The following is a 19,830-nucleotide window of genomic DNA, read 5'->3' as shown; positions in this document are numbered from 1 at the left end:
CGTGAAGATCCACCAAACTTTGGCCCAATAGCGGCACCTGAGTCCGTTAAAAGAAACGTTAGACTCGGAAGAGGCCACTAGACCACTAGGTCACTCGTTTCCATTTGTATCCGGATTTGCACCTGCATCTGTACCAGTGTTATTACCAGCACCCCCATCAACGCCAACCTCAGCACCTGTGCCAGCATTGGCACCAGCATCACGGCCTGCGCCAGCCCCCTCGTCCGCCTCCGCTCCGGCCTTCTCCACCGCCCCCAGGTTCAGCACCCGGGTCGCGCCGTTGCTCAGCTCGACGACCCACGTCGGCTTCAGCAGCAGACCTTTCTCGGTGAGCGACGGCAGGTACGCCGGGTACAACCCGGCAATGCTCGCCTCCGCCTTGAGCGCTGCGATGTTCTCCCGCAACGCCTTGCCGCCCGGCAGAGAGACGACTTTCTTCTCCCAACTTCCGCCGGAGCTGTAGATCAACGACCGCTCATAGCCAGTGATCGTGCCTTGGCGCATTTCGAGTGTGATTGCCCCGTAATGGAACGTCGACAGGTCGAGGATCGGGAACGCGCCAAACTGCCCGGTTCCGTAATATTGCTGGAACACGACCCGATGCTGGTCTTCCTCGATCCCCTCGCTCGTTTGCTCTAACCGGTATTTCCCGCTCCATCCGCCGTGATCGTTGACGAAATCAATCGCCGACAGCACGTTTTTACTTGGGCTGTTCTCCCCTGTCGAGGGCGCGGCCGGATCGGTGTAGTTGATCCAGTTTCGGTTTTGCTTGACTTGAAGGCTGCGTTTGCTGTCCGTGTAGATTTCGGAGCCGTCTTTTTCCCGGATATAGCGGGTGATGCTCGGATCAAAGAACAAGCTCCGCTGCATCTGCTCCGTCGTATACAACCCGGTGTTCAAACCGGTTTCGACCAGATCGACCGGCTCTTCGGGAACGTAATAACCCTCCGTCAACGTATACGGCACCCAATCCTTGCCGAAATCGACCTGCTGCTGCACGTCCTGCACCGTTAAATCCGCTTTGGTTGCTTCGTACACGACGTCGCCCTGCGAGCTGAAGAAGAAGACGCGCACCTGATCATCGGTTCCCGTGTTGTAGATCAGCAGCCGATTGACGTTCTCCGCGTCGAACAGCGGGTCCGGCGCAATCTGCATCACCTTCTGCAGCAGCTCCACCGGGACGCCACCGCCGAATTCCAGTTCTACGCCGATATCCTTGCTGCGGATGTCCGACCAGTTGATATTGTCGATGTCATACCGCTGGAAACCTTCGAACTGGCGGCCCTTCAGCCGGTTGTAGATCAAATTGTAAAACGTCGAATCCGGGTAAAACACGGTGTGCCGCTCCTCGCCCATATGCACGGCGATTTGCGCCGGAAAGAGCATCGAATCCGCCTCCAGGGTCGTCCCCATGTTCTCCGTGCGGATGTAGTCGCTCTCCGATTTGACCACCGGATTGCTGCCCGGCAATTGATAGATCAGGAAATAACTCTGTACCAGGCTGCACGCGACCAGCAAGGCCAGCGCCAGCGATTTGACCCTTTCCTTCACCGCGCTTCGCCTCCTTGCTTCTCCGCCGGCAGCGTAAAGGTCACTTTCGTGCCTTTGCCAAACTCCGACTGCAGGGAAATGGTCCCGCCATGCGCCCGCACAATTTCCCGGGCAATGGATAAGCCTAAGCCCGTCCCGCCCATATTCCGTGAACGCGCCTTATCGACGCGATAGAATCGTTCAAAAATCCGATCCAGGTCCTTCTTCGGAATCCCGATCCCGTTATCCTGCACCGATATCGCCAGCTGGCGGTCTTCGGTCAGGCGCGCTTCCAGCGTAATGGTACCGCCTTCCGGCGTATACTTCATCGCGTTGGAGATCAGGTTGTCCAACACCTGGTCGATCTGGTCGCGGTCGATCCAGGCCGTGTCCACGTCGCTGGCGATAAACAGCGTAGGCTTGATCCCCTTCTCCTGCATCTGAAAAGAAAACCGGTCGGCCACTTCCTCCAACATCTCCATCACGTTCGTCGGCTGCTTGCGCAACTGAGCTTCCTGAGAATCGAAGCGCGACAGGTGCAGCAGGTCGGTGACGAGGCGGATCATCCGCTCGGTTTGGTTCTGGATGACGGACACGAACCGCGGCCCGAGCTCCGGATCCTCCATCGCGCCGTCCTCCAGCGCCTCCGTGTAGCTCTTGATCGTCGTCAGCGGCGTCCGCAGCTCGTGCGACACGTTGGCTACGAACTCCCGACGCGACGCTTCCAGCTTCTCCTGCTCGGTGACGTCCTGGAGCACGGCGATCGTGCCGATGATCCCGATCTCCCGCCGATGGATCGGCGTAAACGTCACCCGGATCAGGAAGACATCGCCGTCCGGCCCGGTATTCTCGAGGATCGTCGAGTGCATCGTGCCTTGCTCCAGTACATTCTTCTCCTCATCCGGCAGGTTCAGCAGCGACATGATATCGGCCCGATCGGTCGCCGCATCCGGCGTCCCCAGCATTTCGCTCGCGCGCCGGTTCATCAGGATGACCCGGCCGGTCTCATCCGTCGCGATCACCCCGTCGCTCATGTTCGTCAGAATCGAAGCGAGCTTCTCCTTCTCTTCCTCGTTTTGCGCCAGCGCATCGCGCAGCCGGCTGGTCATGTAGTTGAACGCTTTGCTAAGCTGTCCGATTTCGTCGTTGCCGAGCACGGGCATCTTCTGGTGGAACTCCCCTTCGGCCACCGCCGTGGCGCGACGGGTCAGCTCCTTGATCGGCGAGGTGATCGTATGGGCCAAAATCACGCCAAGCACCGCCGTCAGCCCCAGCGCCAGCAAAATCCCGGATATGAAAATATTATTAATCCGCTCCATCGTACTGTATAACTCGCTCATCGACGCCGCGATGTAGATGGCGCCGACGATTTTCCCGCCGCTGACCACCGGCTTGGCAACGACCTTCTTCCTGACGTTATCCTCATCGATGATGTATTCCTCGTTGTCGCGGATCCCCTGCAAGGCCCGGCTTACGACCGTCTGCGTGTTCTTCGTGCCTACGTAGTCGGCGTGGGACGGCTTGGACGTCGTCAGCACCTTGCCGCTCGCATCGAGCACCTGAATCTCCGCCCCGCCGATATTGAACAGGTTATTGACCAGCACGCGCAGATTCTCCAGCGATTCCTCCGCCGACTCTCCGGTCACGCCCAGGTTTTGCGCCGCCAATACGGAGAGCAACTCTGCCCGCTCCTGCAGCTCCTTGGTGAAGTTGCTGGTCAGCGAGGTCTTCATCGCGCTCACGAAATACACCCCGATCAGTTGCATAGCGATCAGGATGAGCAGCACGTAAATGATGATCAGTTTGGCCTGGATCGTACGAAAAAAAGAGGGCAGATTCATTCTAGAGTCCACCCGCCTTGGAGCTTCGCATCATATACCCCAATCCCCGCCGCGTCAAAATGTACTCCGGCTTGCTCGGATCCTTCTCGATCTTCTCGCGCAGCCGGCGAATCGTCACGTCCACCGTACGGACATCGCCGAAATACTCGAAGCCCCACACCGCTTGCAGCAGGTGTTCCCGGGTCATCACCTTGCCGGCGTTCTTGACCAGATAATGCACGAGCTCAAACTCCCGGTGCGTGAGGTCCAGCGGCTCGCCGTTCTTATGCACCGTGTACATGTCCGTATCGATGAACAGTTCAAACAGGCTGATTCCCTGCTTCGTGTCCTCCGCGCCTTCAACCGCCGCCGACTTCTGCTGGCGTCGCATCTGCGCCTTGACCCGGGCCAGCAGCTCGCGCGTGCTGAACGGCTTGGTCACGTAGTCGTCGGCTCCCAGTTCCAGCCCCAGCACCTTGTCGATCTCCCCGTCCTTGGCCGTCAGCATGATGATCGGCGTTTCAAGCTTCGCCCGCACCTCCCGGCACACGTCCATCCCGTCCTTGCCGGGCAGCATCAAATCGAGCAGAATCAGGTCCGGTTGTTCGGAGAACGCCAGCCGGGTTGCCTCAATCCCGTCGAAGGCCAGCACGACCTCGTAGCCCTCTTTTTCCAAATTGAATTTCAAAATATCCGCAATGGGTTTCTCGTCATCCACGACCAGAATTTTTCCTTGCATGACTTCGTTCACCCCAACTTTCAGCCATGGGCTTTTGCTCCCTCTATCTTACCATATCTGACGCCGCATCAGCTATCCGCGGATCCGGTAACGATTGACAGCTCGCATATCTGGGTAATTCATCTATGAAGCAAAAAAAAGCCCGCCTCCCTCACGGGCTGCGGGTCTTGTTTTACTCGCATTATAGGTACTTCATCGGGTTCTGAATGCTGCCGTTCTTGTGAATCTCGAAATGCAGATGCGTACCGGTCGAGCGCCCGGTGTTGCCCATCACGCCGATCTTGTCGCCCTTCTCGACGACTTGCCCTTTCTTCACGCTGATCTTGCTTAGGTGGCCGTACAGCGTTTCATAGCCATTCTTGTGGTCGATGACGATGCAGTTGCCGTACCCCGTCTTCGTCCCGACGAACGTGACAACCCCGTCATCCGCGGCGAGGATGCTGCGGTTCGAGGACACGAGGTCGACGCCTTTATGCGTCCGCCCCCAGCGCTCGCCGTAGCTGCTCGTCATCTTGGCGCTGGACACCGGCCAGGCGAACTGCCCGGTCCCTTCGCCCAGTACGACCTTCGTCCCGCGCACGACGATTTTCGGCGACGATTTCTTCGTGACTTCCTGGCCTAACCATTCTTCGTCCACGACCATGCCGTTTTCCTTCGTGATCCGGTACTCCATCGTTTTCAGGCCGCTCGTACCGGGCGAGACGACTTTGGTCTGTCCCGATCGCATGCCGGCGTTCGTCTTCACGATCACCTGCGGTTCGGTGACGATTTGTTCCGTTACGTGCTCCACCGTACGAACCGTAAGCGCCGGCTGGACCGCTTTTACGTTGAGCACCGTTCCGATTTGCAACGTTAACTCTTCAATCCCGGGATTGTTTGCGAACAGCTCCTTCTGCGACACATCGAAACGGGCCGCGATCGACGAGATCGTGTCCCCTTCCTGTACCTCATACTGAATGGCTTCCTCGTCCCCTTGAAGGATCTTTCGCACGGCTTCCTCGGGGCTCAACACCTTGTTGGGGTCCGATTTGACCTCTCCTTGCGCCACCTCCTCGGCAATTTCCACCGTTTCCAGGGTCGCATTGGAGGCTTTCGTTTTGGCCCCCGCCGATGCGCTGCCGCCGGTCCGTTTTACTTTAGCTGCCAGGGTGCTGGCCTCCACATTCGGGGCGTATTGCGATTTGACTCGGTCCAGTACCTCACGGGCTGCCGCCTGGTCCTTCACAACGGCAATCACTTTGCCGTCCACCTTCAGTTCTACGCCTTTGGCATAACCGGTTAACATCCCGTACAGCTCGTTCAGCGTCGATTCGGCGTCGACTTCAGCTTTGTAGGCCTGCTCCGGTTTGGTGGTGATGTCCTCGGTATTTACCGCCATCTCCACGCCCGGGTATTTCTGTTTATATTCCTGCTCCTTGCGTTCAATCAGAGCCTTTAATTGCGATTCGCTCGCGATCGTGCCAATTTCCTTCCCGCCGACGTAAACCCGGTAATAAGCTACCGTATTGGCCTTGACGTATTGCTGCCCTGCCAAATAGACCGTACCTGCGATCAATACCACGGCGGCCCCGGTCAGGGCGACCTTGCGGGATTTCAGAAGATCAGGCCATCTTCGCCCGCTCTCCGGTTCGGATCTCTCTGAATCGTTTTCCGGGCGGCTGTGTTGCTCCTGCGTTCGAGAGTTGTCTCCGCGCCACAGCTGCCAACGTTTTCCCGTAAAACCTTTCATACCGATCTCCTTTATTCATCGACTCGATTCGACTTAAAATGGTGTCAAAATTTTAACCTTTTGCCGCTATTGTTTACTTTAACACAGCCCAGCAAGGGATTTCAACCTTGGGCCCAAATGCAAACAACCCGCTTAACGAAGCGGGTTCTCGCGATTTTACCGGCATCTCGGCCGACTGTTTAAATTTACAATCCTGTGAATGTTAACGCTGACATTCCCTATAGACGGGCGTTTTGGCGTTTACTTTTTTAACAATTCCATGACCTTGGCGTATTCCGTTTTGTCCAAATGTTTCGACAAGATCTGCTCGATGTTAATCATTTCCGTTTCGGTCAATCCGCCCTCTAAGGCGACGGTTAAGATTTGCATGTCCTCCTGCGGCAGCTTCTTCATGAGAATTGCAAAAATCTCCTCCTTCTGCTTATCGGGCAGCTCCTCTTTCTTGGCGACGAGATCGTCCGGCGTCACCACCACCTGCTGGTCCTCGCCCAACGCTTCTCCCCCGTTCATCCCGCCCATCACCGGCAATGCATCCTCCGGCGCGTCGGCCTCCGTTCCATTGGCGTCCGTACCGGTACCGCCGGCCGGGTTCCCGTTCGTTTCCGTCGTTCCCTTCGGAGTGCCGCTATTCTTCCCGCCGCTACCGGACGTATCCGCCACTTCGTCTTCTGTCTTGCCCGAGCCGGCGTCGCCTGTGCGATTCCCATCGGCGCTGTTCTCAGCGTTGCCGATCTTGGCTGTACCGCCGTCGCCGTCTCCTGGATCGGCATCTCCTTCCGCCTCATCCGCACGGCCTGCGGTTCCGCCAAACCCCAACATGCCCTTCACAATCCCGCCGAAGCCGGGAGCCTGCCCGGTTAAGGGCAGATTGTAGCTGCTCAATAACGTTTGGATGTACGAATTGACGATGTATCCCGTCGTGGCAACGGTCAATAGGCTGACCGCTACGATCGTTATGCATAATTTCAAGATCCATCCGAGCCATTTCATCGTTTTGTCCTCCTACTGCCTAAGAATCTAGTCTCTCAACCTCCAGTATGGACGACGAAACCCGATTTCAATCTTACCCCGGACCAAAACTAGAAAAGAAAGCCGCCGGCAGAGCGATGTTTCCATCCCCTATCGGCGGCTTGGTGATAGCCTCATAGTCTATGCTTTTGGATTATTCGTAGATCGGCAGCACCTGATTGGTCTGGCTGCGGTTGCGGCCTACCGAGAAAATCGCGATCGGCACGCCGGTCAACTCGGACACGCGACGAACGTAATTACGGGTGGTCTCCGGGAGATCCTCCAGCGTTTTCGCGCCGGAAATATCCTCCGACCAGCCCGGCATCTCTTCGTACACGGCTTCGCACTCCGCGAGCATTTTCAAGCTGGCCGGGTAGTGGGTGATGATCTCGCCGCGGTATTTATAACCGGTGCAGATTTTTACGGTTTTGAGACCGGTCAACACGTCCAGGGAGTTGAGCGACAGCCCGGTCAACCCGCTCACGCGGCGCGTATGGCGGACAACCACGCTGTCGAACCAGCCCACCCGGCGCGGGCGCCCGGTGACCGTCCCGTATTCATGGCCGGTTTCGCGGATCATGTCGCCAATTTCGTCGAACAGCTCGGTCGGGAACGGACCATCGCCGACACGGGTCGTGTACGCTTTCGCGACGCCGATAATCTGGTGGATTTTCGTGGGTCCTACGCCGCTGCCGTTGCAGACCCCGCCGGCCGACGGATTGGACGACGTGACGAACGGATAGGTGCCTTGGTCGATGTCGAGCATGACGCCTTGCGCTCCTTCGAACAACACCTTCTCGCCGGCATCGATCGCATCGTTCAAAATCACCGACGTATCGGCAACGTACGGACGGATGATTTCCGCGTACTCCAGATATTGCTGCAGCACTTCCTCCACGTCCAGCGGCTGCCCGCCATAGACGGTTTCGATCAGATGGTTTTTCTCCTTCATGATGTGGCGCAGTTTGGTTTCAAACTCCTCCGGATCCATCAAATCGGCAATCCGAATCCCGCTGCGGGAGGCTTTATCCATATAGGCCGGCCCGATCCCCTTCTTGGTCGTCCCGATCTTGTTCTCACCTTTGCGTTCTTCCTCCAAAGCGTCCAAAACCAAGTGATACGGCAAAATGACATGAGCCCGGTCGCTGATCACCAGATTTTTCGCGCTGAACCCGTTCTCTTCCACATAGTTGATCTCTTCGATCAATGCAGCCGGGTTAATGACGACCCCATTGCCGATGACGCAACGTTTATTTTGATTGAAGATGCCTGACGGAATCAAGGTGAGTTTGTACTTCTTGCCGTCGATAAGAATGGTGTGACCGGCGTTGTTGCCGCCTTGATAACGGGCCACCACATCGGCGCTTTCCGCCAAGAAATCCGTGATTTTACCTTTACCTTCGTCTCCCCATTGCGTTCCCACAACGACTACCGTTGACATGTACATTCCCCCGCCCGGTGCGTCAAGCACCTGTATTTGAACATTGCAAAAGACAGCCTTCCGATTGCTGATCGCTTCCCGCAACCCGTAGGCCGATGCGACAATTCATCTTGTTGTACGCGCTAGCAACGCGCCGCTGACATCAAACCGCGACTGGTCTATCGCTTTAACGCAGCAATACCAGTTTAACAGTCTCTATTTTTAAAGTCAAATTAAAAAGCGAACGATCTTTCGATAACATTTTACAAATGTTCGGAATTAATTCATGAACCCAACAAAAAAGGGCGACGCGTTAGGTCAGCCCTTAGAATCCAATATGTCCAGAGGTACTAATGTAAGATATAAGTCCTATCCTGCAAAAGCGTCCGCATGGGCCCGCTCATAATTGGCGAACTTGTTGAAGTTCTTCAAGAACACCAGCTCCACCGTCCCGACGGGGCCGTTCCGCTGTTTGGCAATGATGATTTCGATGATGTTCTTCTTCTCCGTCTCTTGATTGTAGTAATCGTCCCGGTACAGAAACGCTACGATATCGGCGTCCTGCTCGATGGAACCGGATTCCCGAAGGTCGGACATCATCGGACGCTTGTCCTGCCGCTGCTCGACGCCCCGGCTTAACTGGGACAAAGCGATGACCGGCACTTCCAGCTCCCGGCCGATTTGCTTGAGCGTCCGGGAAATTTCCGAGACCTCCTGCTGCCGGTTCTCTCCGGGTTTGCCCCGGCCCTGAATCAGCTGCAGGTAGTCGATTACGATCATGCCCAAGCCGCGTTCCTTCTTGAGCCGGCGGCATTTCGCCCGGATATCGGCAACCGTGATCCCCGGGGTATCGTCGATATAAATCTCCGCTTCCGACAAGGCGGCAATGCCCATCGTCAGCTTCGACCAATCGTCATCGCTTTTGAAGTCCCCGGTCCGCATGACGCTGGCATCGAGGTTCGCTTCGGCGCAGATCATCCGCTGCACCAGCTGGGCCGCGGACATCTCCAGACTGAAGATCGCCACGGTCTCTTTGGCGCGAACCGCCACGTTCTGCGCGATATTCAAGGCAAACGCGGTTTTACCTACGGAAGGCCGCGCCGCTACGATGATCAAGTCACTCCGCTGGAATCCGGCTGTCATTCTATCCAAATCAACGAACCCGGATGGAATCCCGGTTGTTGTACCCCGGTTCTGATGCAGCGTCTCCACGCGTTCGAACACTTCCATCAGCACGTCGCGAATGGCGATAAACCCGCTGCCCGAGCGGCGGTTGGAGATCTCCAAAATGCGCCGTTCGGCATCGCTGAGCATATCGGCCACGTCTTCGCCGCCGGTATAACCGTCGCTGACGATTTGCGTCGCCGTACGGATCAACCGCCGCAGCATCGATTTCTCTTCGATGATTCGCGCGTAATAATCCACGTTGGCCGCCGTCGGCACGGCATGGGCCAGCTTGGCCAAATAACTGACGCCGCCGATCTCTTCGAGCTCGCCGCGGTCCTTCAACTTGGCCGTCAACGTGACGAGGTCGATCGGCTTGCCTTCCTCGCCCAGCTGAACCATCGCTTCAAAGATCAATTGATGGGGCTTATCGTAAAAATCCTCGGTCCGCACCCGCTCCATCGCGGAAATGAGCGCTTCCGACTGCAGCAGCACGGCCCCGAGAACCGCCTGCTCGGCTTCTAGGTTTTGCGGGGGGATCCGGTCAAAAAACAGATCGCCGCTCATCTCATTCCTCCGTGACTTGAACCTTAAGCGTCGATTTCACTTCCGGGTGTAGCTTAACCGGCACTTGCGTTACGCCCAGCGTCCGGATCGGATCGTGCATTTCGATTTTGCGCTTATCCAGCTTCACGCCGGCTTTCTCCAGCGCCTCCGCGACTTGCTTGCTGGTAATCGCGCCGAACAGTCGGCCGCCTTCGCCGGCTTTCGCTTTCAACTGGACGGTCATTTCCTCCAGCTTCTTGCCCAGCTGGATCGCTTCTTCCTTCTCCTGGGCTTTGCGCTTCAGCTCGGATGCCGTTTGCTGCTCCAGCGTCTTCACGTTGCCCTCCGTCGCCGGACGAACCAGCCCGCGCGGCATCAGGAAGTTTTGTGCGTAGCCTTCCGATACTTCTTTGATTTCCCCTTTTTTCCCTTGGCCTTTGACATCCTTCAAAAAGATCACTTTCATTCGAATAACCCCTCTTCCTTCTCTATTTCATCCAGCACGGCGAGCAGCCTTTTCTCCGCTTCCGCCTGGGTTCCTTCCAACTGAACGGCTGCATTCGTCAAATGTCCTCCGCCGCCGAGCCGCTCCATGACCACCTGCACGTTCATGCTCCCGAGTGAACGGGCGCTGATCCCGATCAGGCCGTCCGGCCGCTCGCTGATCACGAACGAAGCGAGTACGCCCGTCATGTTCAGCAGCGTATCCGCCACTTGGGCGATCAACAGCTGCGGGATTTTGCGGTTCGGCTCCGTCACCGCCAAGGCGATATGCCCATGGATCATGCGGGCATGCTTGATGATGTCGGCCTTGGCGATGTATTCCTGCAGGTCTTCCTTCAGCATTCGCTGCACCATCACCGTGTCCGCCCCGTTCCGGCGGAGGAACGCCGCGGCCTCAAACGTCCGCGAGCCGGTATGGAGCGCGAAATGCTTCGTATCGACGGTGATGCCCGCGAGCAGCGTCGTCGCCTCCAGCGGGCTGAGCTCCACCTTCTCGTGAATGTACTGCAGCAGCTCGGTGACGAGCTCGCAGGCCGAGGAGGCGTAAGGCTCCAGGTAGACGAGTACCGCATCGGCCACGAATTCCTCGCCGCGGCGGTGGTGATCCACGATGACGACGCGGCTTGCTTCTTCGACCAGCCGGGGCTCCATCGTGATGGAGGCCTTATGCGTATCGACGAGCACGAGCAGCGTATGCTCGGTCATCATATTCAGGGCCTGCTCCGGCGAGATAAACCGCCGGAGCAGGGCCTCCTCTTTGCCGATGCGCTCCATCAGGCGCTCGATCGCCGGGTTCGGGCCATCCAGTACGATGTGGGCCTCGACCTTGTACATATCGGCGGCTTTCAGCACGCCGATGGAGGCGCCGATCACGTCGAGGTCCGGAACGCGATGGCCCATGATGATGACGCGGTCGCTCTCCTGCATCAAATCGCGCAAGGCATGCGCGATGACGCGGGCGCGGACGCGCGTCCGCTTCTCTATGGCGCCGGATTTGCCGCCATAGAAGGACAACCGCTGACCGGCCTTCACCGCGGCCTGGTCGCCCCCGCGGCCGAGCGCCATATCCAAGCTGGACTGGGCGAGTTCGCCCAGCTCGCTGAAACGCTCGGCGCCAAAAGCGAGGCCGATGCTGAGCGTAATCGGCACCTTCAGGTCCGCGGTCATTTCGCGGACCTCGTCCAGGATGACGAACCGGCTTTGCTCCAGTTCGTCCAGCGATTTCTGATTCAGAATCATCAGATATCGCTCGGAGGACAGCCGCCGCAGGTAAACGCGGTACTGTTTGGCCCATTCCGTGATCGCCGTCGCCACGCGGGCGATCAAGGCGGTCCGCTGCTGGTCGTCCATGCCCTGGGTGGCTTCGTCCAGATTATCCAGCAGCACGATGCCAAGTGCGGCCCGTTCATCTTCGTACCGGCTGCGCAGTACCGCCAGCTCCGTCATGTCGTGGATGTAAATGAGCCGCTCGTTGGCATCGACGGTCAGCTCGTAGTAACGCTCCCCAACCATCGTTTCCACGGTTGTCCGGGCGCCGCTCCCGTCCTTCTTGTCCCGGCTTGGCACGGGAAGCTGCGGCAGCAGCTCGGACAGCGGCAGACCTACGACGGAATCTTTGCCGTACATCCCGGTCACGAAATGATTATGCCATTCCACCGTCCGCTCTTCGCTGTAGAGCATCAGGCCGAACGGCAGCTTGCCGACGGCCTCGCCTTCTACCCGTTTGATCCGGTAGTTCAAATCGGTCACGTAGCGGATCAGCTCTTTGCGGAACTGCCGCTCCGCCCGCAGCATGCTGTACGTCAACACGCCGACGAGGCATAAGCAAACCAGCCCCAAAATCCAGTTAAAGTAGGAGACGAAGATGACGAGCAGCAACTGAAGCATGAACATCCATACGGTTTGGTAACCGTACCAACGTTTTTGCAAAATATTAGGCATGCCTTCTCACCCTATCGTCTTGATCTCGTAATCATATCCCGTAGCGGAAACGCAATGTCCAGAATCCCCACGATCCGCAGCGGCGGAATAATCAACATCGCCACGATAAGCAGGATCGGAATGACCGGATTCCACTTGCGGTGATAGGCCGCAAAGAAGAAGAAGCTTGCCGTTTGCACCATGAAGAGAAATTGCAGCAGCGGCATCAAGTTCAGCAAAATCGTACCCATGAACCCCTGCTGTACGGCTTCCCCGCCGAACCACTGCAGCAGCACGCCGATCAAATAGTACCAGATCAGCGAACGCGGCAGCCGCCAATCGCGAACCGGCGGCAGCTTCGGCACCGCATGCCCCAAGCTGGACAACGTCGGCCGGGAGATGGCGTGCGCCACCGCAGCGATCAGGAGCGAGAAGACGATCATCGTAAACGGAATCATCCGCACCGTCAGGCTGGAGAACTGCTGGCTCATCTCCGGAGACCATACGAATCCGCCCGTCAGCGAGCTGTCGGCGACGTTCGTAAACGGGGCCATGGCCGAATTGAGCAGGTCTTCGATCGCGTTGGCCAGATTGAAGTCAAAGAATACCGTGCTGATCAGAAGGATCAGCAAAAATTCCAGCAGAATCGTGCCCGCACCCGCCATCACCGTGCGGAAAGCCGGGCCTCTTTTCTTATATAAATAGCCCATGACGATCGAAGGGATGATAAAATACAGGGCCTGCAGCAGAATAACCGGTCCGAAGATCAGCGAAGCCGCCAGCCAGACCACCGCCACGTGCACGAGAAACGCTCTTGTCGACAAGGTCGTATACAGCAAGATGCCCGGCACGATCAGAAAAAACATCGTAATCACGGTTAGCGGAGTTGCAAGCGACAACAGAAGCAGCAAATATGCGGCGCTCCAAGCCACCGATGTCCAGCGTAACTTCAAATGGGTTCACCTCTTACGCATATGTTCTTCCAGGGTAGAAATATCTTGATACCAATCCTCGAGCTGGTGACCCTCCTGCTTATGTTTTCTTAGTTTTTCCAAGATGCTGTCATCCATATCCCGATAGGAAACACCTAGTCTCCGCCCCAAAATATAACTGCTGACAATCAGGCTGGCAAGACTGTCCGTTACCCGCGTCGTGCTGCCTTCCCATAATGCCTTAAACAAACGGGATACGTGATCGACTACTTCCGTCTTGAGCCATTCAATCACCTTGGCACGTTTGGCCACATCCATTTCCTTATGCATGGCGGACAGCTTCCACCCTCCCCGAAAAAAGCTTTATTCTTCATTATAGCATAATGCAATCGCGACAAAAGACGCAAACCCTTGCTATTATAAGGGAACCTAACTTTTTGAACCTTCATTGAAAAGGTAGTTCAAAAACTCGACGATGAAACGTCCTTGGTCACGAACTTTTCGCAATATTCGATGATCTGGCTGCGCCGGACGATCCCGATGAACCGGCCCCGGTCATCCACCACCGGCACGAAGTTCTGCACCTTTGCCAGATTGATCAGGTCCTCCATATCGGCATCGATCCGCACGGGCTTGATGTCCATCTTAAGCGGAACGTCCTTCAGCAGAAATTTTGAAGCGGTCTCAAAATTGATTTTGCCGTTCGAGTTTTTCATGTGCCACAACAAATCGCCTTCCGTTACCGTGCCGACATACGCCCCGTCTTGATCGATGATCGGCACCGCTGTATACCTGTGAAACTCCATGCGTTCCAACGTTTGCCGCAAAGTGGAATCCAGCGTCACGGTCACCACGTCATTTTTCGGAAGTAAAAAGAACGCTATATTCATGAGAACAAAATCCTCCTCATCCTTCATTCAGACTCCCCTAATTGATACGTTTCGAAACGGAATATGTTCCGGGCCGACCCGCGTGAAATCGGCAGCCGGAACACCGGACTGCCGAGGTCTGAAATAAGCCTATAAAGCGGTTTAATCTAAAGTATGATGCCCCAAGATTACTCATTCTTGCTATTGCTGTTTGTCGCCGTTCCCTGCGCGCCGTTTTGGCTCGTCCCGGCCTTCTCGGCATCACGGGATTCCGGCGTAATCAAGGCGGAGGCCTCCGTCTCCGGGTTGAGCCAGTTGTCGATCATCTCTTTGGCAAAGTCCACATCTTCTTCGTTGGCTTTGTCATAATAAACGCCGTTCAGCCGCATCCCTTCGCCCATGATCGTAAATCCGCTGATTTGCGGAGTCGCATCGCCCAGCAGCACTTGCTTCGACAAATCGATAATTTGGTTCGGCGGCAGGTCCGTCTTAAAATTATCGCCCATCAGGTTCATCAATTCAGGAATTTTTGTCACTTGGTTCAGCTTTAACATCCGGTCGACCATGGCGTTCAAGAACACTTGGTGCCGCTTCGTCCGGTTAAAATCGCTGTCCTCGCGATAACGTACGAAATTCAAAGCCTCCGTGCCGTCGTACAGCGGTTTGCCTGCCTTAATCGTAAACTTCTCGTGATCGGCTTGTTTATTTACGATATCCTTGGTGATCGGCAGCTCCACGCCCCCAAGCGCGTCTACGATATCCCGCACGCCTTGGAAATTGATGGCCGCGTAATAATCGACCGGATACCCGATGAAATTCTCCACCGTGTCCTTGGCCATTTTCTCGCCGCCGAAGGCATACGCGTGGTTGATCTTGTCTTCCTTATCTTTGCCAACGATCTCCGTGTAGGTATCGCGAGGGATGGAGACCAACAGGACCTTGGCATCCTCCGGCCGCACCACCGCATAGATCATCGTATCCGATCGGGCCGGCTCATTATTTCGCTGATCCACGCCGAGCAGCAGCGCGCTGAACGGTTCCATCTTCTCTTCCTGCGGTTGCACCGGTTTCGCTTCTTCCCCTTCGAGCGGAGAATACGAGCGTTCCAGCGTTTCCTCGACTTTGCCCGACAGGAACAAATCAAATGCCATCACGGCAAGGGGTTTGCGGAACAAATATCCCCCCGCTCCAAGTACTAATAGAACTACTAGCGTGAGGATTGCTATTTTTTTTCGGTTTTTCCTCGGTTTCATCTTCTGCCTACTCTGTCGTTCAATCATTGATTTACGCCTCCATCGCCGATCTGTTTAATCTCGCCATGATCCATCTATGTTTTCGCCGCTAATCTACTTGTTCTACTCTTCTTGGCCTCTTACCCTTGAAAACAACTCTACCGCTTCGTACTATAACACATCGGGGAATTCGGGTACAACAATACGGCACATGCAGATGCTGGACGGCCAACCAGACTGGCTGCAAATGGGGTTGTGGCGTAAAAATAGAGAGAGGCCCGCTCCTTCCCGGAGATCGGGCCCCTGACGTGATTAATTGCAGAACTTGCATGCTATAGAGCTATCGGTTGATTAGGCCAACACCGTTCCCGGCTGCAGCGGGAAATGGCAAGCCACCTGACGACCCGGGGCTGCCTCTACCAACTGCGGCTCTACCTCGGAGCAACGCGCTTGGGCGAACGGACAGCGGGTATGGAAGCGGCACCCGGAAGGCGGGTTCGCCGGTGAGGGAACATCCCCTTGCAGCACGATCCGCTCCTGCTTCCGGCCCGGTACCGGCTTCGGAATCGCCGACAACAGCGCGGCGGTATACGGGTGAAGGGGCTCCGCGAATAACGTCTCCGTCTCGCCGACCTCCACCAGCTTGCCCAGGTACATCACGCCGACCCGGTCCGAAATATGCCGGACGACGTTCAGTCCATGGGCGATAAACAGGAACGTCAGCCCAAGCTCTCGCTGCAGCTTCATGAGCAGGTTAATGACCTGCGATTGAACGGATACGTCAAGCGCCGACACCGCTTCATCCGCCACGATGAACTTCGGATTCAGCGCTATTGCCCGGGCAATGCCGATCCGCTGCCGCTGCCCGCCGGAAAATTCATGCGGATAACGATTGCGCCGGCTGGCGTCCAGCCCGACCAGCTCCATCAATTCTACGACCCGTGCATCGACCTGCTTAGGTGACATGCTGCGGTGCACGCGCAACGGTTCTCCGATGATATCTTTAACCAAAAAACGTGGGTTCAGCGAACCAAACGGATCTTGGAAAATAATCTGCATCTCTTCGCGCAGCTTCCGCAGCTCTTGCCCCCGCAAAGAATGGATGTCCCGACCCTGGTATACCACTTCACCCTCCGTGGCTCCTTGCAGGCGAAGGATGACGCGTCCCAGCGTCGATTTGCCGCAGCCGGATTCCCCGACTAGTCCGAAGGTTTCCCCTTGGCGAATCGCCAAGGATACGTCGTCCACGGCTTTCACTTGGCCGACGACCCGGCTGAGCAGGCCTTTATGAATCGGGAAATATTTCTTGATCCCGCGGATATCGACCAGGATTTCCCCGGAATTCGAAGCGATCGACCGCTTTACCTCTACATTTGCCGTTTCCGTCGTCATGCAGGTTTCACCTCATCTCTGCTGCTGTGGCCATCGCCCAAGCGTACCGGCTTATCTTCATAGAGCCAGCAGGAAGTACGATGGTCGGCTCCAATCATAAACTCAGGCGGTTCCTTCTGCCGGCACACCTCCGTCGCATGCGGACAGCGGGGGTGGAATCGGCATCCGGTAGGCAACTGCCCGATCGGGGGAATCGTCCCCTGAATCGTATATAGCTCTCCTCCCCGTTCCCCTTCGAACCCCGGGATCGATTGGAGAAGTCCCACTGTATACGGATGGCTCGGTTGGTTGAAAATTTGCTCCACCGGCCCTTCCTCGACGATCGCCCCCGCATACATCACCGCGACCCGGTCCGCCATTTCCGCCGCCACGCCCATATCATGGGTGATCAGCAGGATAGACATGCCGAGTTCGGCCTGCAGCTTCCGCAACAGATCGAGGATTTGCGCCTGTACCGTTACGTCCAATGCAGTCGTAGGCTCGTCGGCGATCAGCAGCTCCGGATCGCAGGCAAGCGCAATGGCGATGACGACCCGTTGGCACATCCCGCCAGATAACTGATGCGGGTATTGTTTCGCGCGGATTTCCGGCGCCGGAATGCCTACCAGCTTGAGCAGGTCGACCGCCATCTTCCAAGCCTCTTCCCCGTTTTTGTTTTGGTGCAGACGCAGGCTTTCGGCAATTTGTTCCCCTACGGTAAACACCGGGTTCAAGGCCGACATCGGATCCTGAAAGATCATCGCGATCCGGTCGCCGCGAATCTTCCTCATCTCTTCTTGAGTTTTTGCCGTTAGCTCCTGTCCTTGGAATTGAATGCTGCCTTCCAGAATCGAGCCGCCGGCATAATCGATTAACCGCATTACGGCTAATGACGTGACGCTTTTCCCGCTGCCCGATTCGCCCACCAGGCAAACCGTCTGGCCTTTACCTATGGATAGCGAAATTTGGTCCGTAGCTTTGACGACCCCGTTTTCCGTGAAAAAGCCCGCTGTCAGTTTCCGGATTTCGAGAAGTTTCTCCGCCATTTTGCCAGCCTCCTCCGGGATTTGTTCATACTCTGTCTTGGATCCAGCGCGTCACGGATCCCGTCACCGATAAAGTTAATCGCCAAGACGACAATCAAGATGCATAATCCGGGGTACACGGCCTGCATTTTATCGATGAGCATGAATTCTTGCGCATTGCTCAGCATCAGCCCCCAGCTCGTGTCAGGCGTTTGAACGCCTAAGCCCAAGAAAGACAAGGCGGATTCACTCAAAATCGCCGCCCCGACCATCAACGTGGCGTTGACGATAATCGGGAACATGGAGTTCCGTAGCAAATGCCGGAATATGATCCCCGCATTTGACACCCCGATGGCCCGCGCAGCTTCCACGTATTGCATCTCCCGCAACTGCAGGAAATTTCCGCGCACCAAGCGGGCGATACTCATCCAGCTCGTAAAAGCGAGGATCATGATCATATATTTGATTTCGGAGCCGAAAATCGCCAACACCAGAATGTTGAGAAACAAGGTCGGCACGGAGTTCATCACGTCGACGATCCGCATGCATACCGTATCGATCCAGCCCCCAAAATAACCGGAAATCGCCCCAATAACGGAGCCGATAAACACCGACGCAAAAGCCACCGAAAACCCGATTAACAAGGAAATTCGTGCACTAAACAGCAGTCTTGCGAAGACATCCCTCCCCAATTCATCCGTCCCCAGCAGATGGCCTTCCGATCCGGCGGGCAGATTCGGGAACATCATATCAATCCGGGTCGGATCATGTTTCGCGATGAAGGGAGCAAAGACAGCCAGCCCGATAAATATCAATAACACCACAAGCCCGGTCATCGCGTAGGGGTTGCGCGAGAATTTTTTCCACAGGGTACTCCAAGGTCCAGGCGGTTTCTTCGAGGGCAAAGCGGGTTTCATTGGTTTGACCGATCGCGAATCGGTGACTCCCGGGGGCCTGGATTCCGGGGATGTACCGGACGACATCTTGATCTTCATCTCACTCATGCCGCTGTACTCCCCTTTCCGCCTAATTTAACCCGAGGATCCACGATCGCGTATAATATATCCGCCAGTAAATTGCCGGCTACAACGACAACCGAAGTTACGATGGTAATAGCCATTAATACGGAATACTCTCTGGCAATCGCCATATCGACGAAAAACCTGCCCATCCCGGGCCAGTTAAACACGCTTTCGGTAAGTACCGCGCCAGCTACCAGGGACGGCAAATCGAGGCCAAGTATGGTAATAATCGGGATCAGGGCATTGCGCAAGGCATGCCTAAATACCACTTTTCTTTCTTTAACCCCTTTAGCGCGTGCCGTACGGATGTAGTCCATCTCCAACACTTCCAGCATGCTCGCTCGGGCGTATTTTATATAAGCGGCAAGGGATCCTAAAGAGAGTACGGTTATTGGCAGCACTAAATGCATTAATAAATCGGCAATGCTATTCTCTTTTCCTCTTGTATGCATGTCCGACAAAGGCAACCAATCTAGACCAAGGGAAAACCACTGCTGCAGCAAAATGCCAAACCAAAAGGTGGGCATGGCGAAACCGATATAAGATAGGAAAGAAGACGTTTGATCGGATAATCCATATTGTTTGGTACTATTGTAAATGCCCCACGGGAGAGCGATGATCAGCGTCAGCAGCCAAGCCGCGCCCATCAGAATCATCGTATTGCCGACACGAGGCCAGAGCAGGTCCGCTACCGGAAGATGATTTTTGAACGTATAACCGAAATCGCCTTGCAGCAAATCGCCAACCCACCGGATATATTGGATGGGCACAGGCTGGTCCAAGCCCAAATTCCGTTTCTGTTGTTCAAATGCTTCCGGAGAAAGTCCCGGAGCCAACATGACTTGGGTCGGCCCCCCCGGAGCGGCATGGATCAGCAGAAACGTAACGACCGTAATCAGAAAAATGACCAGTACCGATTGCAGCAAGCGACGGATCAGATATTCTGTCATTTTTTATCCTCCTCATTGAGATAGGTATAAAACCGCGGGACAAGTTTTC

At 55.9% G+C, this 19,830-nt stretch carries 17 protein-coding genes; all 17 read right to left on the bottom strand.

Annotated elements, in window-relative coordinates; translation table 11 throughout:
• Positions 1-90 precede the first annotated feature (90 nt).
• On the bottom strand, positions 91-1,551 hold the full coding sequence (locus tag MJ257_RS15720; protein WP_240270139.1) for a YycH family regulatory protein: 1,461 nt from the start codon (positions 1,549-1,551) through the stop codon (positions 91-93).
• On the bottom strand, positions 1,548-3,371 hold the full coding sequence (walK, locus tag MJ257_RS15715; RefSeq protein ID WP_240270138.1) for a cell wall metabolism sensor histidine kinase WalK: 1,824 nt from the start codon (positions 3,369-3,371) through the stop codon (positions 1,548-1,550). The genes MJ257_RS15720 and walK overlap by 4 nt, the downstream gene beginning before the upstream one ends.
• A 1-nt stretch (position 3,372) precedes the next feature.
• A complete protein-coding gene (gene yycF / locus MJ257_RS15710; protein ID WP_240270147.1) occupies positions 3,373-4,089 on the bottom strand; it encodes a response regulator YycF in 717 nt (238 codons plus the stop codon).
• A 181-nt stretch (positions 4,090-4,270) separates the two neighbouring features.
• Positions 4,271-5,818, bottom strand: coding sequence for a M23 family metallopeptidase (locus MJ257_RS15705; protein ID WP_240270136.1), 1,548 nt, complete (start codon positions 5,816-5,818; stop codon positions 4,271-4,273).
• Positions 5,819-6,058: 240 nt separating this feature from the next.
• Positions 6,059-6,808, bottom strand: a complete 750-nt coding sequence (locus MJ257_RS15700; protein WP_240270134.1) for a hypothetical protein — start codon at positions 6,806-6,808, stop codon at positions 6,059-6,061.
• Positions 6,809-6,980: 172 nt separating this feature from the next.
• A complete protein-coding gene (locus tag MJ257_RS15695) occupies positions 6,981-8,267 on the bottom strand; it encodes an adenylosuccinate synthase (protein WP_240270132.1) in 1,287 nt (428 codons plus the stop codon).
• A 348-nt stretch (positions 8,268-8,615) separates the two neighbouring features.
• Positions 8,616-9,977: a replicative DNA helicase gene (gene dnaB, locus MJ257_RS15690; RefSeq protein ID WP_178020913.1), complete on the bottom strand. Its 1,362-nt coding sequence runs from the start codon at positions 9,975-9,977 to the stop codon at positions 8,616-8,618.
• Between the two features lies 1 nt (position 9,978).
• Positions 9,979-10,422: a 50S ribosomal protein L9 gene (gene rplI / locus MJ257_RS15685; RefSeq protein ID WP_240270130.1), complete on the bottom strand. Its 444-nt coding sequence runs from the start codon at positions 10,420-10,422 to the stop codon at positions 9,979-9,981.
• Positions 10,419-12,401, bottom strand: a complete 1,983-nt coding sequence (locus MJ257_RS15680) for a DHH family phosphoesterase (protein WP_240270128.1) — start codon at positions 12,399-12,401, stop codon at positions 10,419-10,421. The genes rplI and MJ257_RS15680 overlap by 4 nt, the downstream gene beginning before the upstream one ends.
• Positions 12,402-12,412: 11 nt before the next feature.
• The gene (locus tag MJ257_RS15675; RefSeq protein WP_240270126.1) at positions 12,413-13,333 is read right to left on the bottom strand and encodes a DUF2232 domain-containing protein; all 921 of its coding nucleotides are present in this window, start codon (positions 13,331-13,333) and stop codon (positions 12,413-12,415) included.
• 6 nt (positions 13,334-13,339) lie between these two features.
• Positions 13,340-13,642: a MazG-like family protein gene (locus tag MJ257_RS15670; protein ID WP_068784277.1), complete on the bottom strand. Its 303-nt coding sequence runs from the start codon at positions 13,640-13,642 to the stop codon at positions 13,340-13,342.
• Positions 13,643-13,773: 131 nt separating this feature from the next.
• Positions 13,774-14,202 (bottom strand): CBS domain-containing protein, encoded by a 429-nt coding sequence (locus MJ257_RS15665; RefSeq protein WP_240270124.1) that lies wholly within the window; start codon positions 14,200-14,202, stop codon positions 13,774-13,776.
• Between the two features lie 167 nt (positions 14,203-14,369).
• A complete protein-coding gene (locus MJ257_RS15660; RefSeq protein WP_240270122.1) occupies positions 14,370-15,461 on the bottom strand; it encodes an LCP family protein in 1,092 nt (363 codons plus the stop codon).
• A 303-nt stretch (positions 15,462-15,764) separates the two neighbouring features.
• Positions 15,765-16,805: an ABC transporter ATP-binding protein gene (locus MJ257_RS15655; RefSeq protein WP_240270120.1), complete on the bottom strand. Its 1,041-nt coding sequence runs from the start codon at positions 16,803-16,805 to the stop codon at positions 15,765-15,767.
• Entirely contained in the window at positions 16,802-17,830 is a 1,029-nt protein-coding gene (locus MJ257_RS15650; RefSeq protein WP_240270119.1) for an ABC transporter ATP-binding protein, read from the bottom strand. The genes MJ257_RS15655 and MJ257_RS15650 overlap by 4 nt, the downstream gene beginning before the upstream one ends.
• On the bottom strand, positions 17,797-18,813 hold the full coding sequence (locus MJ257_RS15645; protein WP_372489822.1) for an ABC transporter permease: 1,017 nt from the start codon (positions 18,811-18,813) through the stop codon (positions 17,797-17,799). Before MJ257_RS15645 ends, MJ257_RS15650 begins: the two co-directional genes overlap by 34 nt.
• Positions 18,810-19,781, bottom strand: coding sequence for an ABC transporter permease (locus MJ257_RS15640; protein ID WP_240270117.1), 972 nt, complete (start codon positions 19,779-19,781; stop codon positions 18,810-18,812). The genes MJ257_RS15645 and MJ257_RS15640 overlap by 4 nt, the downstream gene beginning before the upstream one ends.
• Positions 19,782-19,830 lie beyond the last annotated feature (49 nt).

The sequence above is a fragment of the Paenibacillus timonensis genome (assembly GCF_022427145.1).
In the GTDB taxonomy this organism is placed as follows: domain Bacteria; phylum Bacillota; class Bacilli; order Paenibacillales; family Paenibacillaceae; genus Fontibacillus; species Fontibacillus timonensis.
Note: the sequence above shows the minus strand (reverse complement) of the source record. Positions and strands in the feature narration are given on the sequence as shown.

What these genes read in the sequence shown, in the direction of transcription:
- MJ257_RS15705 (WP_240270136.1), bottom strand. Translation starts at nt 5,818, where the DNA reads ATGAAAGGTTTTACGGGAAAACGTTGGCAGCTGTGGCGCGGAGACAAC.
- MJ257_RS15680 (WP_240270128.1), bottom strand. Translation starts at nt 12,401, where the DNA reads ATGCCTAATATTTTGCAAAAACGTTGGTACGGTTACCAAACCGTATGG.
- MJ257_RS15640 (WP_240270117.1), bottom strand. Translation starts at nt 19,781, where the DNA reads ATGACAGAATATCTGATCCGTCGCTTGCTGCAATCGGTACTGGTCATT.
- MJ257_RS15660 (WP_240270122.1), bottom strand. Translation starts at nt 15,461, where the DNA reads ATGATTGAACGACAGAGTAGGCAGAAGATGAAACCGAGGAAAAACCGA.
- MJ257_RS15645 (WP_372489822.1), bottom strand. Translation starts at nt 18,813, where the DNA reads ATGAGTGAGATGAAGATCAAGATGTCGTCCGGTACATCCCCGGAATCC.
- dnaB (WP_178020913.1), bottom strand. Translation starts at nt 9,977, where the DNA reads ATGAGCGGCGATCTGTTTTTTGACCGGATCCCCCCGCAAAACCTAGAA.
- MJ257_RS15670 (WP_068784277.1), bottom strand. Translation starts at nt 13,642, where the DNA reads ATGCATAAGGAAATGGATGTGGCCAAACGTGCCAAGGTGATTGAATGG.
- MJ257_RS15665 (WP_240270124.1), bottom strand. Translation starts at nt 14,202, where the DNA reads ATGAATATAGCGTTCTTTTTACTTCCGAAAAATGACGTGGTGACCGTG.
- MJ257_RS15650 (WP_240270119.1), bottom strand. Translation starts at nt 17,830, where the DNA reads ATGGCGGAGAAACTTCTCGAAATCCGGAAACTGACAGCGGGCTTTTTC.
- walK (WP_240270138.1), bottom strand. Translation starts at nt 3,371, where the DNA reads ATGAATCTGCCCTCTTTTTTTCGTACGATCCAGGCCAAACTGATCATC.
- rplI (WP_240270130.1), bottom strand. Translation starts at nt 10,422, where the DNA reads ATGAAAGTGATCTTTTTGAAGGATGTCAAAGGCCAAGGGAAAAAAGGG.
- MJ257_RS15695 (WP_240270132.1), bottom strand. Translation starts at nt 8,267, where the DNA reads ATGTCAACGGTAGTCGTTGTGGGAACGCAATGGGGAGACGAAGGTAAA.
- MJ257_RS15655 (WP_240270120.1), bottom strand. Translation starts at nt 16,805, where the DNA reads ATGACGACGGAAACGGCAAATGTAGAGGTAAAGCGGTCGATCGCTTCG.
- MJ257_RS15700 (WP_240270134.1), bottom strand. Translation starts at nt 6,808, where the DNA reads ATGAAATGGCTCGGATGGATCTTGAAATTATGCATAACGATCGTAGCG.
- yycF (WP_240270147.1), bottom strand. Translation starts at nt 4,089, where the DNA reads ATGCAAGGAAAAATTCTGGTCGTGGATGACGAGAAACCCATTGCGGAT.